At 58.2% G+C, this 15,414-nt stretch carries 15 protein-coding genes; 8 read left to right on the forward strand and 7 right to left on the reverse strand.

All coding sequences use genetic code 11. The features are described 5' to 3' along the window. Positions 1-20: 20 nt before the first annotated feature. The 4 genes from FIU92_RS07855 to FIU92_RS07870 all read right to left on the reverse strand — a co-directional run bounded on the left by FIU92_RS07855 (position 21) and on the right by FIU92_RS07870 (position 4,474). A complete protein-coding gene (locus FIU92_RS07855; protein WP_152458043.1) occupies positions 21-1,082 on the reverse strand; it encodes a methyltetrahydrofolate cobalamin methyltransferase in 1,062 nt (353 codons plus the stop codon). Between the two features lie 9 nt (positions 1,083-1,091). Beyond that, the gene (locus tag FIU92_RS07860) at positions 1,092-2,018 is read right to left on the reverse strand and encodes a methylenetetrahydrofolate reductase (protein ID WP_152458044.1); all 927 of its coding nucleotides are present in this window, start codon (positions 2,016-2,018) and stop codon (positions 1,092-1,094) included. Between the two features lie 25 nt (positions 2,019-2,043). Then, positions 2,044-2,340: a virulence factor gene (locus FIU92_RS07865; protein ID WP_117868895.1), complete on the reverse strand. Its 297-nt coding sequence runs from the start codon at positions 2,338-2,340 to the stop codon at positions 2,044-2,046. A gap of 247 nt (positions 2,341-2,587) precedes the next feature. Further along, complete coding sequence (locus FIU92_RS07870) at positions 2,588-4,474, reverse strand: PhoX family phosphatase (RefSeq protein ID WP_152458045.1); 1,887 nt, start codon at positions 4,472-4,474, stop codon at positions 2,588-2,590. 180 nt (positions 4,475-4,654) lie between these two features. On the opposite strand from FIU92_RS07870, the gene FIU92_RS07875 reads away from it, so the two are divergent. Together FIU92_RS07875 and FIU92_RS07880 are read left to right on the forward strand one after the other, a co-directional pair. Continuing rightward, a complete protein-coding gene (locus tag FIU92_RS07875) occupies positions 4,655-5,767 on the forward strand; it encodes a Ppx/GppA phosphatase family protein (RefSeq protein WP_152458046.1) in 1,113 nt (370 codons plus the stop codon). Then, positions 5,767-6,489: an RlmE family RNA methyltransferase gene (locus FIU92_RS07880; RefSeq protein ID WP_152458047.1), complete on the forward strand. Its 723-nt coding sequence runs from the start codon at positions 5,767-5,769 to the stop codon at positions 6,487-6,489. The genes FIU92_RS07875 and FIU92_RS07880 overlap by 1 nt, the downstream gene beginning before the upstream one ends. Here FIU92_RS07880 and FIU92_RS07885 read toward each other — a convergent pair. The 3 genes from FIU92_RS07885 to FIU92_RS07895 form a co-directional block, all read right to left on the reverse strand. Beyond that, entirely contained in the window at positions 6,486-6,677 is a 192-nt protein-coding gene (locus FIU92_RS07885; protein WP_152458048.1) for a hypothetical protein, read from the reverse strand. The genes FIU92_RS07880 and FIU92_RS07885 overlap by 4 nt on opposite strands. Positions 6,678-6,764: 87 nt before the next feature. After that, a complete protein-coding gene (locus FIU92_RS07890) occupies positions 6,765-8,666 on the reverse strand; it encodes a multiheme c-type cytochrome (protein WP_152458049.1) in 1,902 nt (633 codons plus the stop codon). Further along, entirely contained in the window at positions 8,663-9,529 is an 867-nt protein-coding gene (locus FIU92_RS07895) for a YihY/virulence factor BrkB family protein (RefSeq protein ID WP_152458050.1), read from the reverse strand. Before FIU92_RS07895 ends, FIU92_RS07890 begins: the two co-directional genes overlap by 4 nt. A gap of 170 nt (positions 9,530-9,699) precedes the next feature. On the opposite strand from FIU92_RS07895, the gene FIU92_RS07900 reads away from it, so the two are divergent. The 6 genes from FIU92_RS07900 (at position 9,700) to FIU92_RS07925 (ending at position 15,413) form a co-directional block, all read left to right on the forward strand. Continuing rightward, the gene (locus FIU92_RS07900; RefSeq protein ID WP_152458051.1) at positions 9,700-10,785 is read left to right on the forward strand and encodes an AI-2E family transporter; all 1,086 of its coding nucleotides are present in this window, start codon (positions 9,700-9,702) and stop codon (positions 10,783-10,785) included. A 3-nt stretch (positions 10,786-10,788) separates the two neighbouring features. Continuing rightward, positions 10,789-11,901, forward strand: coding sequence for an acetoin utilization protein AcuC (locus tag FIU92_RS07905; RefSeq protein ID WP_152458052.1), 1,113 nt, complete (start codon positions 10,789-10,791; stop codon positions 11,899-11,901). Between the two features lie 116 nt (positions 11,902-12,017). Further along, on the forward strand, positions 12,018-12,995 hold the full coding sequence (locus tag FIU92_RS07910) for a MoxR family ATPase (RefSeq protein WP_152458053.1): 978 nt from the start codon (positions 12,018-12,020) through the stop codon (positions 12,993-12,995). Positions 12,996-13,012: 17 nt separating this feature from the next. Further along, positions 13,013-13,960 (forward strand): DUF58 domain-containing protein, encoded by a 948-nt coding sequence (locus tag FIU92_RS07915; RefSeq protein WP_152458054.1) that lies wholly within the window; start codon positions 13,013-13,015, stop codon positions 13,958-13,960. Then, positions 13,957-14,430, forward strand: a complete 474-nt coding sequence (locus FIU92_RS07920; RefSeq protein WP_152458055.1) for a DUF4381 domain-containing protein — start codon at positions 13,957-13,959, stop codon at positions 14,428-14,430. The genes FIU92_RS07915 and FIU92_RS07920 overlap by 4 nt, the downstream gene beginning before the upstream one ends. Further along, positions 14,430-15,413: a VWA domain-containing protein gene (locus FIU92_RS07925; protein WP_152458056.1), complete on the forward strand. Its 984-nt coding sequence runs from the start codon at positions 14,430-14,432 to the stop codon at positions 15,411-15,413. The genes FIU92_RS07920 and FIU92_RS07925 overlap by 1 nt, the downstream gene beginning before the upstream one ends. Position 15,414 lies beyond the last annotated feature (1 nt).

A 15,414-nucleotide genomic window follows, 5' to 3' on the forward strand; every position in this document is an offset into this window, starting at 1 on the left:
TGCAGTATGTGTCGTTCAGATCAGGCGCGGCGCCGACGGCCACCACCGCGACGTCCACCTACGGGTCCTGCGGCACCCGCTTCGTCCGGTGCTTTGTTGAACCGGATCCACTCACCGCCATGTGGGTCGTTGTTGGTAAGCAGGTTTGCCGCGCGGATGGCTTCCATTTCCTTGCCGGCGCGCGGCTTCGTCGATCCCAGACCGAACATCTGCACGAAGGTTTCATCGTCCATGCCTTCAGGCAGGATGATACCGGCTGCCGCCACGGCCTCTTTTTTCTCGGCGATCTTCTTCTGCGTCACGGGCAACGCCACCGGGTTCATGATGGCCGAGGTCATGCCCGCACCCATCGCCATCGGCAGGAACGCGTTGTTGATGCCGTGACGGTTCGGCAGACCGAACGAGATGTTGGACGCACCGCAGGTGGTGTTCACACCCAGTTCTTCGCGCAGACGACGGACCAGCGCGAACACTTGCTGACCGGCGGTCGCCATCGCACCGATGGGCATGACCAGCGGGTCAACCACGATGTCATGTGCAGGGATGCCGAAATCGGCAGCGCGCTCGACGATCTTCTTGGCGACGTCAAAGCGCACATCGGGGTCTTCCGAAATGCCAGTGTCATCGTTCGAGATAGCCACGACCGGTACGTTGTACTTTTTGACCAGCGGCAGAACCAGTTCCAGACGTTCTTCTTCGCCGGTGACCGAGTTCAGCAGTGGGCGGCCTTCTGCGGCCTCAAGGCCGGCTTCCAGCGCGCCCGGAACCGACGAGTCGATACACAGCGGCACGTCAACCAGACCCTGCACCAGCTCGACGATCTTTCGCATCAGCGGTGGTTCGGTCTCGTTCGGGTTGGGGTTCGAGTTGTAGACAACGCCCGCATTGATATCCAGAACGGTCGCGCCAGCCGCCACCTGAGCCAAGGCGTCCTTTTCAACGGTCGAAAAGTCGCCCGCTTCCAGCTCGGCGGCCAGTTTCTTACGGCCGGTCGGGTTGATCCGCTCACCGATCACGCAGAACGGTTCGTCAAAGCCCAGGACGGCTGTTTTTGTTTTTGATTCTACGACTGTTCGGGTCATGTCCGTTCCTTAGGAGTTTGCAGGCTTTGCCGAAGCGCCGCCGTTATTGATCGCCCAGTTGGCGTTGGTCTTGATCCCGCCCAGCGGGAAGAAGTGCACGTTGGTGATGTTGAAATCCGGGTTGGCCGCCTTGTGGTTGGCCAGTTCGGTCACGACATCGGTCGGCTCGTAGGGCAGCAACAGCTTGGAGACATCCATGGCGCGCTTTTGCAGAACCTTCAGAGACGGCCCAACGCCACACGCGATGGCGAATTTGATCAGGGTTTGCAGCTTGGCCGGACCCGCGATTCCGATATGGATCGGCAGATCGATGCCCGCTTCCTTCAGGCTGTCGGCCCAGGCGATGATCGGCTTGGCGTCAAAGGCGAACTGTGTTGCCAGCGCCATTTCGGCATCCGTGGTCTCGTTGAACTTCTGCTTCCAGCGCAACGCGTCATCGACGTTCTTGGTCGAACCGTCGGGGTCGATGTCCTTGTTGCCTTCGGGGTGGCCCGCCACGTGCAGGCGCTTGAAGCCCGCCTTGTCAAACAGACCGGTTTCGAGCAACTGCATCGAGCTGTCGAACTCGCCGTGCGGGTTGGCGACACCGCCCGCCAGCAACAACGCCTGTTCAACACCCGCTTCGCCCTGATACATGGAAATCCAGTTTTCCAACGTCGCCGCATCCTTGATGATGCGTGCCGGAAAATGCGGCATGACAGGGTAACCTTCCGCCGTAATTCGCTTGGCCGTCTTGACCATGTCTTCGATGGGCGTGCCCTCGATATGGGCGATGTAAACGCGTGTCCCCTCGGGCAGCAGCGCGCGGAAATCGTCGACCTTTTCGGCGGTACGCGGCATGACCTCGATCGAATAGCCTTGCAAAAAGGCTTCGACGGTCGGATTTACTGGGCCACTTTCGACCGCATCACGTTTCTTGAAGTTCAGCAAAGCCATTTCGGCCTCCCATAAAGTCTGGGGCTCATGCCCAACCGTCATTTGCGATCAGCGCTTTGACGCGGTCCTGATCGTATTCCGTTTCCAGACGCACAGCCTCGGCTTCGGCAATCTCGGCAGGATCGCCTTCGACCGCGAAAGGTTCGGCTTTGCGCCATTCGGCCAGATAGGCATCACTGTCCTTGGCGTTCACCTTCATTGCGGCACGGTCGATTGCTTGTTCAAACCGTTCTTCCAACTGCCGCTTTGCGCCACGACGGCCTTTGCCGACGATGACCTGAGCGGGAATGTCGCGCCAATACACGATGGTGACGTCAGGCATTGCTGTGATTCCTCCTAACCCGATGGGCCGGTTCTAAACTTCAATGTAGGCCTGGGTCGGTCGATTTTCGACACACGACGCTTTCCAAACGACGTTTTGCGCCCACTGCCGTGTAGTGGCTTTTACCCAGTTTCCGGGAAAACGCGCATATCAAAATTCTCATTGTCTCTATGAAAGCGCTGCATGAAAAAGAAAAACCCCGGACGGGAAAAACCGTCCGAGGCAAGAATTGATGGGGCAAATGGCCTTAGCCGACCAAACCGCCATCTTCGCGCGTAATGGCGATAATGGCCGAGCGTGGCACCGAGTCCCCGCCTTCAGGCCAATGGCTGTTGCCATCTTCGCCCGGGTGCTGAATGCCGACAAACATCGTACGACGGTCCGGCGACCAGCTGAGACCGGTGACCTCGCATTCGTTGGGGCCAACCAGAAAACGGCGGATTTCGCCGGTGACAGGGTCGCCTGCCAGCATCTGGTTGTTGCCCTGCCCGGCGAAGTCACCTTCGTTGCCATAATTGCCATCGGTCTGGATCCACAGCAAGCCGTTGCTGTCGAACTTCAATCCATCGGGTGAGTTGAACATATTGTCGGCGTTCACGTTCTCGGATCCGGCATAGGCGTCTTGGTGGACAGTGGGATTGCCTGCCAGAACGTACAGATCCCAGCCAAAGCCAGCCGCAGCATGATCGCCGCCATCCGGGCGCCAGCGAACGATCTGACCGTAGTTGTTCTTGTCCCTCGGGTTCGGGCCGTTGGCCGAGGTATCGTCGCCCCCTGCATTCGGCTTCACGCCACGGTTCTTGTTGTTGGTCAAGCAACAGTAAACCTCGGGCGCGTTTGGATTAGCCGCAACCCACTCGGGACGATCCATGGTGGTTGCTCCAACCGCCGAACCAGCCTGACGGGTGTGGATGCAAACCTCGGCCTGCGATGCAAGCCCGGTGGTTTCAGGTGTCAGATCGAGCCACTCACCGGTTCCGTCGTCGTTGAACTTGGCAACCGAAAGTGTGCCTTTCTCCAACAGCGCGTTGGTATCCACACCAGCGGCATAAACCCCTTCCGAGACAAAGCGGTAAAGAAACTCGCCGCGTTCATCATCGCCCATGTAAACGATGACACGACCGTCGTTGTTCACTATGACTTCGGCGTTTTCGTGCTTGAAGCGTCCCAGTGCTGTCAGCTTGCGCGGTGTCGATGCCGGATCGGTCGGATCGATCTCGACGACATAACCGGCACGGTTCGGTTCGTTTGGGTTTTTCGAGACGTCGAAACGGTCGTCGATCTTGGCCCAGCCATAGCCCCAATCGCTGGCCGATACGCCATAACGTTTCAGATCAGCATTGACCTCGTGATTTTCGTCTTCGGCCGAGAAGTAGCCATTGAAGTTTTCTTCACAAGCCAGGTAAGTGCCCCACGGCGTCACGCCATTTCCGCAATTGTTCCATGTTCCCTTGCACGTCGTTCCGGACGGATCGGCGGCCGTTTTCATCAAGTCATGACCGGCGGCCGGACCCGTAATGGACATTTCGGTCTGCGGTGTAACGCGGCGGTTATAGGGGCTGTCCTTCACGATGCCCCACTTGCCATCGGTGCTCGCGATTTCCACGATCGTGACACCATGCGCCATCATGCCCTTTGCGATGTCGTCATCGGATGCTGGCTTGGCGTCCGGATTGTTGCCCCACAGGATGTCACGATTGGTATATTCGTTGTTTACAACCAGCAGAACGTGACCGTCATGTAAGAAAATGTCCTGACCATCGGTATTGTCACCAAAGGCGCGTTCCTGGCTGGCAGCCGTACCACGGGTCGCGTGATCGAACTCTGGCGCGTCCGACCAAAGCGGATCGCCCCAGCGCACCATAACATCCGCCTTGTATCCAGCCGGAACAATGACCTCGTCCGCAGTCGACACGGGAATCGCCTCAAACGCGAAGCGGTTGGAAACCGCGTGAGCCCCTGAAGGAATCAGCGAACCACCAACAGCTGTGAAACTACCCATCGCCAAAACGCCGCCCAGAAAACCGCGTCGGGACAATGCGCGTTCGACAACGCGATCAAATTCACATTCTTCTGGGCGCGGATTTACGACTTCATCGAATTCGTCGAAGGAAAGGATGCGCTCATCTTTCATTGCGGTCTCCGTATCTGGCTGAGAGCTAATAGATAAACCCGAACGTGGGTTCGCCCATGGAGATCGCATCATTTTGTGAACGGCATGTGACACGCGCGTTAATTTCAAAATTGAAATCACTTGCACGTCAGCAATCCCCCGCCTAGGGTCGGGGTAACTCGAAAATCGGAGGGCGTAAAGATGGCGCCCAAGCGTCCCAAAGGTGCGGGCGCGTTCCCGAAAGCGGTCGAAAGCCCCGCGCCGGCAAGACCCGATCCGGATGCTCTTTATGCGGCACTGGATCTGGGGACAAATAGTTGCCGCATGTTGATAGCCCAGCCCAAGGGAAGTGGGTTCCATGTGGTCGACAGTTTCTCCAAATCCGTGCAGTTGGGCGCGGGTCTGGAACGCACCGGACGACTGTCGCGGGCGTCGATGTCGCGTACCGTTCAGGCATTGCGAATCTGTCAGCAAAAGCTGAAACGCAACAAGGTCAAACGGATGCGTCTGATCGCGACCGAGGCGTGCCGCCGCGCCAAGAACTCGCGCGATTTCATCCGGCAGGTGAAGCGCGAAACCGGCCTTACGCTCGAGATCATTCAGCCCGAGGAAGAAGCCCGTCTGGCGGTGATTTCCTGTGCCCCGCTGGTTTCGACCAAGACCGAGCAGTTGCTGGTCGTCGATATCGGAGGCGGCTCGACCGAATTGGTCTGGATCGACATCTCGTCCGTTCCACGGCGCGACCGACCCGCGGCCATCATGCGGCTGCATCACGGGTTTCACACTGTCGACAGCCCTTTTCCAGCGGCCAAGGTGGTTGACTGGATCAGCGTGCCGCTGGGCGTCGCAACGCTGCGGGACCAATTCAATGATGTCGAGGATGACGCGGCCCGTTTTGCGTTGATGAGTTGGTTTTTCGAGGAAAACCTTGCCGATTTTGCCCCCTACAAGGACGAACAGGCGCGCGAAGGGTTTCAGATCGTCGGCACCAGCGGCACGGTCACCACTGTTGCGGCCTCGCACCTGGGCCTCAAGCGCTATGACCGGACCAAAGTGGACGGGCTGCGCATGACCAGCGATCAGATTGACAAAGTCATACGCGGGTATTTAGAACTCGGCCCTCATGGGCGGCGCCGGGACCCTCGCATTGGTGAAGACCGGCAAGCCCTCATCATGTCCGGCTCGGCCATATTGCAGGCATTGCTCCGTTGCTGGCCCACTGACCGCCTTTCGGTGGCGGACCGGGGGCTGCGCGAAGGTCTGCTTTACGCACAGATGAGCGCGGACGGTGTATTGGAAGACGGACCGTTCTGATGGCGAAGACACCAAGTGGAAAAAACAATTCGGGCCGCGGGCAGCGCGACCTGAAGGTCAAGGTCAAGACAGCACGCGGGCGCAAGCTCAGCTCGACCCGCTGGCTCGAGCGGCAACTGAACGATCCCTATGTCAAGCGTGCGCAATCCGAAGGCTATCGGGGGCGCGCAGCTTACAAGATTTTGGAACTGGACGACAAATTCCGCTTTCTCGTGCCCGGGGCGCGGGTTGTGGATCTGGGCTGTGCGCCCGGCGGCTGGTGTCAGGTGGCGGTCAAACGCGTGAACGCGCTGGGCGAAAAGTCAGGCAAACGGATCGGAACCGTGCTGGGCATCGACCTGCAAGAGGTCGAACCAATTGCCGGAGCCGAAATCCACGTACTGGATTTCATGGAAGATGACGCCGATCAGAAGGTCAAAAGCTGGCTGGGCGGCAAGGCAGACGTCGTGATGTCGGATATGGCGGCGGCATCTTCGGGGCACAAGCAGACCGATCACCTGCGCATCATGGCACTGTGCGAAACTGCCGCCTATTTCGCCTTTGACGTTCTGGAAGAAGGCGGCACTTTTGTTGCCAAGGTTCTGGCTGGGGGGGCTGAGGGCGATCTGCAAAAGTTGCTCAAGCAGAAATTCCAGAAAGTCGCCAATGTCAAACCGCCGGCGTCTCGCTCGGACAGTTCGGAAAAATTCGTTGTGGCAACCGGGTTTCGAGGCGGCTCTTAATCATCTAGCCGGATAAGATTTCCGCTCAGACGCTGTTCACGCAAGGACGTGGCAGCCATTCCCTGCAACATCAGCGTATCTCCGTGCGTCACGTATGATGGTTCCCGGTTACGCAGGTCTTCGATCCGCTGGGCTAGTGAAACCGAGCTTGAACCCGGCATCTTCCGCATTGTTGCTTCGTTGGACATGGCTCACCTCGGATCAGCACTTTGTTCTTGGCTGTAACAAGGAATTCTGCCGTCAAAATGAAAGAATTCGGGCACGGATGTGCCGGATCAACGCCCGAACTGTTGCGACAATTGCAGCAGGTTCGGATCATCAGGCAACCTGTCCAGCGCCTCTTGCAGCACTACGCGCGCAGCTTCCGGGCCACGATTGATCTGCGCCAATTGCACCAGCATCGGCCACGCCTCTGCCCTCTGCGGGTCCAGCGTCACGACCTCTCTGAACGCCTGTTCCGCCGCCTGCGCGTTGCGAAGCGTCAAAGCCATGCCCCCCAGAACAAGATGGGTTTCCGGGGCGTCCAACCTGTTCGAAATGACCTGCTGCCATTCCGACATGCCCTGCCCAAGCTTGGCCCGCTGCTCAGCCGTCAAGCCCTGCGGCGGTATGCTCAGGAACTCTTTGGCGGCGGCGATGCGCACGTTTCGCAGAGGATCAGATAACAACGGCTCGAGCCTGCGCACCTGATCTGCCGGGCTGGCCTGACGTTGCAGCGCCGCTGCATTTGCTCGTATCAGCGGGTCAACGTCCTGCAAAAGCGGCGCTGTGTCAGCGGCGATCTGTGGCGACCCAAACGGTTGCAACAGATACGCGGCGGTCGCTCTGACGATGCCCGGCTGCGACGCATCCATTGCGACCGCAAGCAAACCTTCGGGCGTGTCGAGCTGCCCTTCGGCCGCGGCTTTGAAAACTGTCCCATAATGCGGGCGTCGATTTGGCGATCCCGGAAACCAGCCCTCTATCTGGCTTGCGGCCCAGGCCTGATCCTGGTCTTGATGGCAGTCCGTGCAGGCATCAACGCCCAGCCCAAGATCCGGTCGCGGTATGCGAAAACTGTGATCGCGTCGACCGTCGACACCCATGTAGGTCCGCTCGATCATGTGGCAGCTTTTGCACTGGGCGCCTTCGCTGTCTTCCGGGTGATTGTGATGCGCAGGCGTGTCATAGTCCTTTGCGGAAAGGGTCGCGAAATCCGGATTTCCGGCAGGCGAGTGGCACTGTGTGCAAACCCCGTTTCCGTCGGCTTTCAAGTCTGCGCTGTGTGGTTCGTGGCAGTTCATGCATCCGACGCCCTGCGCGTACATCCGGGATTGCAGGAACGAGCCGTAGACGTAGACCTCATCCAGAATTTGCCCGTCGGGATGATAGGAACCGGGGCGCAGCACGGCCAGATTATAAGCATCATGATACGGGGTTCCCGGAGCCGGGTTTCCGTTGCCATGCGCCTCGCGCCGGGAATGACATCCGGCGCATTGCTGTATTTCTTCTTCGGTCCGCCCCTTGCCCCAACTCAACAGAAAGCCGGCATTGGCCAGGCCATCTGAAGAACGCTTTTCCCGGACCCAGTCGATGTGTGCGGACCCCGGCCCATGGCAGGCCTCGCACCCGACCCCAATTTCGACCTGCTGTGACGTGTAGCTTCTGGTTTGAGGGTCGTAGTTCTTCTCAAAACCCGTGGCATGACATTCGGCGCAGCGCGCGTTCCAGTTTTTGTAAGGGCCGGTCCAATGCAACCCGTCATCGGGCGGCAGGTCCTGATCAGGGTACAGGTGATACCAGCGCTTTTGTTCTGTGTCCCAAACAACGTCGAAACTTTGCAACCGTCCCGGTTCGGTCTCGAAAAGGTATTGCTGCAAGGGTTCGATTCCAACGACGGAATGTACGTCATATTCCGTCGTTGCACCGTCTTTTTCCGTTACGCGGGCGGTGAACCTACCCGCCTCATTTTTGAATTGGACGGACATGCCGTCATGATCGAACCGGGTACCGTTGAAATCCGCCACAACAGCGCCGTCAGCGGGGTCTGTCCAGGCCAGCGCATGGTGTGACGCGGCCCAGGCTTCGGCTTCTTGCTGATGACAGTCGGTACACTGGTCTGAACCCACATACTCTGCCGTCTGCGCCTGAACTTCACCAGCAATTGCAAGGCAGGCCAGTATCAGGGCAAATCTCATGCCGTATCTCCTTGGGCGGCTTTTTGCAGATCAATCAATGCACCGTTGTATTCGGCGCCCAAGATCAGGATCGCCGAATAGAGATACAGGAAAATCAATGCCGCCATGGCCCCCGCCAATCCAGCATAGGTAGCGCTGTAGGTGGCGAACTGGCTGATATAAATTGAAAACGCCCACCCACCAGCCGCCCACAAGACCAAAGTCAACAAGACGCCAGGCAAAATCTGCATCAGGCTGTGCCTGCGAGTCGGCAGCACAAGATGCGCCAGAAGAACGGTGCCCGCAGGAACCGCCACGGTGAACGTCCAGCGCAGGCGATCCACGGAAAACCAGTTGGCCACGGCAACTTCCGTGTGTTCAGCCACCAGTTTCGTATAGACCGGCAAAACCACCTCGACCGCTGCAATGATCAGAATGGCCGACCCGCCCAGAATGACCAGCACCAGACAAAGCAGTCGGGTTTTCCAGAAAGGCCAACTGTCTTCGTCGTGGTAGGCCTGGTTCATGGCTGCACGTACGGCAGCCACGCCGTTGGAGGCAAAGTAAATCGCCAGCAGCCCCCCCAAGGTGATGACACCCGAGCCGGATCCGGCCAGAACGGCCCGCAGTTCGGCCACGATCGGATCTGCGACGTCCTTGGGCCACGCTCCGAAAATCAGGTCAATTAACTCATCGGTGACATAGCCTTGAGATAACGCCCCTGCCAGCGCCACGGTGAACAGCACAAAGGGAAACAGCGCCATCATCAGCGACATGGCCACGTGGCTGCTCATGACGAAACCGTTCTTTCTGCTGAACCGGCGGATCGACAGCCAAAGTGCCTGAACAGGTCGGCCAAACAGGGGATTCGCGGCATTGGACATGCTGCAACCCTAACCTGCCGAAATAGAACACAGAACCCGTCGTGGAAATCTATTTGTAGATTGAGGGCCAACAAACGCCTGAACGCATTGCATAAACAAGACCTCGCGTGCAGGATTGGGTCACGCAGGATGGGAAATGGGCACTGCTTGTGCCGGACACAGGATACCGAATGACCCCGGATCAAAAAGACATCACGGTTAGACCCAAGCTTCGATTGTCCGTTGTCCGGGATACATGCATCATCGCGACCCTGATCGTACTGGGTCTCTATGCCGGTGCGAACTTCCTGATCCCGCTGGCCATGGCGCTGCTGGTCAATGTTCTGATCATCGCACTGAGCGATCGCGTCGTAGCCCTGACCCGCGCTCCGGTCTGGCTGGCAAATATTGCCGGTGTGACCGTCGTTCTGGCGGGTTTGTTCATGATCATGTACGTGCTGGGCAGTCAGGCGACGCAGTTTGCACGCTCCATCAGCACCTATGAAAACCAGTTTGACGGTGCGGTCGAGCGTGTAACGGGGCTGGTCGGCAACGACGTGACCACCTTCATTCGTGACAATCTGGTCAGTATCGACATGTCCTATGTCGCACGCGTGTTGCTGGGCAGCGCCACTTCATTGTTGAACCAGTTCTTCCTGATCAGCCTTTATGTCGCCTTTCTGATGGCCGAACGGCTTGCCTTTCGGAAAAAGATCCAACTGGCCGCCGGAAATCCTGTCGCCGCAGCGGAGTTTTCCACCATGCTCGATGCGATTTCGGTCAGCTTGCAGCGCTATGTCGGCGTCAAAACCCTGATCAGCCTGATAACGGCAACCATCAGCTATACGGTTTTCCGCTCGCTTGGTCTGGAATACGCGGAAACCTGGGCCGTATTGACCTTTGCCCTGAATTTCATCCCCTCGATCGGTTCGATCATAGCGGTGTTTTTTCCGGCGATGATCGCGCTTGTTCAATTCGAAACGATCCTTCCCTTCCTGGTGATCGTGCTGGGATGTGGAACGATCCAATTCCTGATCGGCAATTTCCTGGATCCGGCCATGCTTGGCCGATCCCTGAACATGTCGACCTTTCTTGTCATTCTGGCCCTGACCTTCTGGACAACGGTCTGGGGTCTGATCGGCGCGTTTCTGAGCGTTCCTCTGACCGTATGCATCCTGATCGTGTTCAGCCACATCCCGGCCCTTCGACCGGTCGCCATACTGATGTCATTGGATGGCAGGTTGGGCGAGGATAACAGTCAGGCCGCAGCAAGCTAGGTCATGAAGCGCCCCCTGTTCATCGGATCCGATATCTACCGCAACTCGACCTACGGTTCAAAACACCCGCTGGCCATCCCGCGGGTTTCAACCGTCATCGATCTGTGTCGCGAACTGGGTTGGTTGACACCCGAGAACTACCGCGTCAGCCCCTGCGCAAAACCCGGTGTATTGGAAGGGTTTCATACGCCGGACTATATCGCCGCCCTGCAAAAGGCAGAAGCGGATCAGCATGTCACGGACGAAACACGGGATAAATACGGTTTGGGGACTCTGTCGAACCCGGTCTTCGCCGAGATGTACCGCCGGCCGGCAACCGCCGCCGGTGGTTCCATGCTGGCCGCCGAGCTGATCCGGGATGGAGGGATCGTTTTCAACCCTGCGGGCGGCACCCACCATGGCCTTGCGGACCGGGCGAACGGGTTTTGTTATCTGAACGATCCGGTTCTGGCGATACAAACCCTTTTGAACGCCGGCCTGGATCGCGTGGTCTATGTCGACATCGACGCCCATCATTGCGACGGGGTTGAACTTGCGTTTCACGGGTCGGACAAAGTTCGGATGATCTCGGTCCATGAAGCGCGGCGATGGCCATTTACGGGCCAACTTGAGGAAGACGCCGGTGGCGCGGCCTTCAACCTGCCTGTTCCAAGGCATCTGAACGACGACGAATTCACCGCCATTCTGGATCAATTGATCCTGCCAGCGACCGAGGCGTTCAAACCGCAAGCGATTGTCCTGCAATGCGGGGCAGACGCCGTGGCCGAGGACCCGCTTTCGCGTTTGACCCTGTCCAACAACGCGCATTGGCGAACAGTCGCGGCGCTGAAGCCTCTTTCGCCTCGTTTTCTGGTTCTGGGTGGCGGCGGATACAATCCCTGGTCCGTAGGGCGCTTGTGGAGCGGCGTCTGGGCCACCCTGAATGATTTCGAAATTCCTGACACACTTGACGTCGGTGCCCAGAAAATCCTGCGGGATCTGACTTGGAGCAGGGCCGAAGGACAGGCGCCTCACCCTCACTGGCTGGACAGTTTGCGCGACGCGCCAAACACTGGGCCCATACGACAGGAACTGAGGAACGATTTACGCCACCTCACCGCCAGGCATTCACGGTAGATCGGTCCGCCAAAGCCTGTTAGCATTCCGATATTTCGGGATATTCCTGACCGGCTTACCCCCTGTTCCGTTATCAATTCGTTTCTTCCAGCTTGGCACCGATTGGACCACCACCCATGAATGCACTTAATCAGATACTTGATCTCAAAACCCGCATGGGCCAGTCCATCATCGGGCAAACCGAGGTCATCGACCGACTGCTGATCGGCATGCTGGCCAACGGAAACCTTCTGATCGAAGGTCTGCCCGGATTGGCCAAAACACGTGCAGTCAAGGCGATGGCGCGCAATCTGGATGCAGAGTTCAGCCGGATCCAGTTCACGCCTGATCTGCTGCCTTCAGACGTGACGGGAACCGAGGTGTTTCAACAAACTGACGAAGGCGGCACCTTTCGGTTCGAACCCGGTCCGATCTTTGCCAATATCGTCCTCGCTGACGAAATCAACAGGGCACCGGCCAAGGTTCAGGCCGCTTTGCTGGAGGCGATGGAAGAACGCCAGGTCACGGTTTCCGGGACCACCCACAAGATGGAACCGCTGTTCATCGTGATGGCAACCCAGAACCCCATTGAACAAGAAGGCACCTATCCCCTGCCCGAAGCGCAGATGGACCGGTTCCTGATGCATGTTCAGATCACCTATCCGCCGGTCGAGGACGAGGTTGAAGTGATCCGGCTGGTTCGGGGCGAAGAGATCGCCGCCGGGAAACGCGCGTCAAGCGAGCAACCACCGACAATCCCGCAGGACGCCGTTTTTGCAGCGCGTTCGGAAATCGGGCAGATCCATGTTTCGGACGCAATGGATCGCTATATGGCCGATCTGGTTCAGGCGACCCGGACGCCTGCGGCGCTCAGCGAAGAACTGGCCAGCTGGATCGAAATCGGCGCCAGCCCGCGTGCCTCATTGGCATTGGACAAATGCGGTCGGGCGCATGCGTGGATGAACCAGCGTGACTATGTGGACCCTGCGGATATTCGAGCCATTGCACATGACGTGTTCCGTCACCGCATCACGCTGAGCTTCGAGGCGCAGGGTAACGCCAAAACGGCAGATGACGTGATCGCGGAAATCCTGCGTCTCGTCGCGCTGCCCTGACGGTTCGGGTTGGCCGGGTGCAGCGATCCTCAGCATATCCCGATGATCCCCGCATTCACGTCGATGCGGATCACCTGTTGCGTCTGGAACTGCATTCCCGTGCCCTGAGCTTTTTACCACGTCAGCCTGCCCGCTCGATCCTGAATGGCAGACACGCATCACGCCTGCGCGGACGCGGCCTGAATTTCGAGGAATTGCGCAACTACCAACCGGGCGACGACATCCGAACAATTGACTGGAAAGTCACGGCGCGAACCGGTGAGCCCTATGTTAGGGTCTATACCGAGGAACGAGACCGCCCTGCCCTGTTGCTGGTCGATCAGCGCGTTTCGATGTTTTTCGGAACCGAAGTCTACATGAAATCGGTCATCGCAGCCGAAGCTGCCGCAATCACCGCGCATCGCGTTCTTGGTCAGGGCGATCGTGTCGGTGGTCTGGTATTCAACGACACAAGCGTTGCTGAACACAGGCCGCAGCGCCGCGCGGCGGCGCTCATGCGGTTTCTGTCTTCCATCGGGGCTGCCAATTCGGCCTTGCATGCTGCCTTGAACCCGCAACCAACCGTGACTTTGAATGACATGTTGTCGGAAGCCGCGCGTATGCCCCAAACCAACGGGCTGGTTTGCCTGTTTTCCGACTGCGACGGGCTTGACGAAAAATCGGAATCCGTGCTGCGCCGCATTGCGGTCTCAAACGATCTGATCGTGTTCAATATTGCTGACAAGACAGCCAAGGTGCTGGCGCCCGATCTGAAACTCACGGTCTCGGACGGGCGCGACCAGATCGAAATCGACAGCGCCGACCCCAAATTGTCCGGCAAAATTCGCAAATCCATGGAAGACAGGTTGGACCACCTGCACACATGGTCCCGTCGATACGGTTTTCCGGTTGTTCCATTGACGACCGCGGAACCTGCCCTGGATCAGTTGCTGTATCTGTTCGGACATCGCAGGGGGCAGAAATGAGCATCGACACGACAGGGAAATCTCTGGTTGATCTGCTGAATATGCTCGAGCCGGCACCGGAACCCACGCCTGTTTCGATGTTTCCGCAGACATGGGGGTTGCTGGCGCTGGCCGTCATACTGCTTGGTCTTGTCGTACTGGTCAGTGTTCTTTTGGTCCGGCGAAGGCGGGAGAACGCGTATCGCCGCCATGCGCTGGCCGAGCTGGCAGACCCGGATATAGCGTCGGCAAAAGTTGCCGAAATCCTTCGCCGCACCGCGTTGGTCGCATATCCGCGCAGGCAGGTTGCAGGGATTCACGGGGATGACTGGTTGAATTTCCTTTCGCAAACCTCTGATGAAAATCCCTTTTTATCAGAGGCCGGGCAAACACTGATCGACGCGCCGTACAAGGACCTGCCGCCAAACCGCGCCTTGACCCAGCTTGCGCGGCATTGGGTCAAGTCCCACAAACGGTATCGGGGAACGTGATGTTTTCCTTCTCTGCACCCTGGGTGTTTCTGCTTTTGCCGCTGCCGCTGCTGGTTTACGCCATTGCTCCGCCGCGGCGGGAAACAACCGTGTCCATTCGCATTCCGTTTTTTCGCCGCGTGGCCCAGGCGGCGGGCGTCGAGCCGCAATCCGGGTCAATGATCCGAACCCGAGCCCGGCTGCAAACGGCCAGCGCCGCCTTGATCTGGGTGCTTCTGGTTCTGGCGCTGGCGCGTCCGGAACGTCTGGGCGACCCCGTCGTGATGGAAAAATCTGCCCGCGATGTGGTTTTGGCGCTGGATATCTCTGGCTCGATGGATCAGCGCGACTTCCAGACCGGATCCGGTGCCCCGATGCAAAGGTTGGAGGCGGTCAAGGAGGTTCTCAGGCAGTTCATCTCTGAAAGAGATGGTGACAGGATGGCGCTGATCATCTTTGGAACACGCGCGTTCATTCAAGCGCCCTTCACGGAAGATCTGAACAGTTTGAATGGGTTCCTGGACCAAACTCAAGTTGGCATGGCGGGTCCGAACACGGCTTTGGGCGATGCGATCGGGCTTGGCATTCGAACTTTTGAATCCAGCGAGGTTGACCAGCGCATGATGATTGTTCTCAGCGATGGCGCCGATACGTCCAGTCGCATGACACCCGTCAATGCCTCGGCCATTGCTGCGGAAAAGAACGTGGTTGTGTATACGATTGGTGTCGGAGACCCGAATGCCACGGGCGAAGACCGTGTCGATCTTCAGGCACTGAAGGACATAGCCGATCGCACGGGCGGAGAATATTTCTTTGCCGACGATGCAACGGCCCTTGAACAGACCTATGCACGCATTGATTCACTGAACCCCAGAATGGTGGAAACGCAAAGCTATCGCCCCAAGCAAAGCCTTGCCCATATTCCGTTACTCATCGCGTTGATCGTCATTTTGGTCAGCATGACCTGGTTCCATTTTTCACAGCGACACCAGGGGGCCGTCTGAC

Origin of the sequence: Ruegeria sp. THAF33 (assembly GCF_009363615.1) — a bacterium.
Taxonomy (GTDB): Bacteria; Pseudomonadota; Alphaproteobacteria; order Rhodobacterales; family Rhodobacteraceae; genus Ruegeria.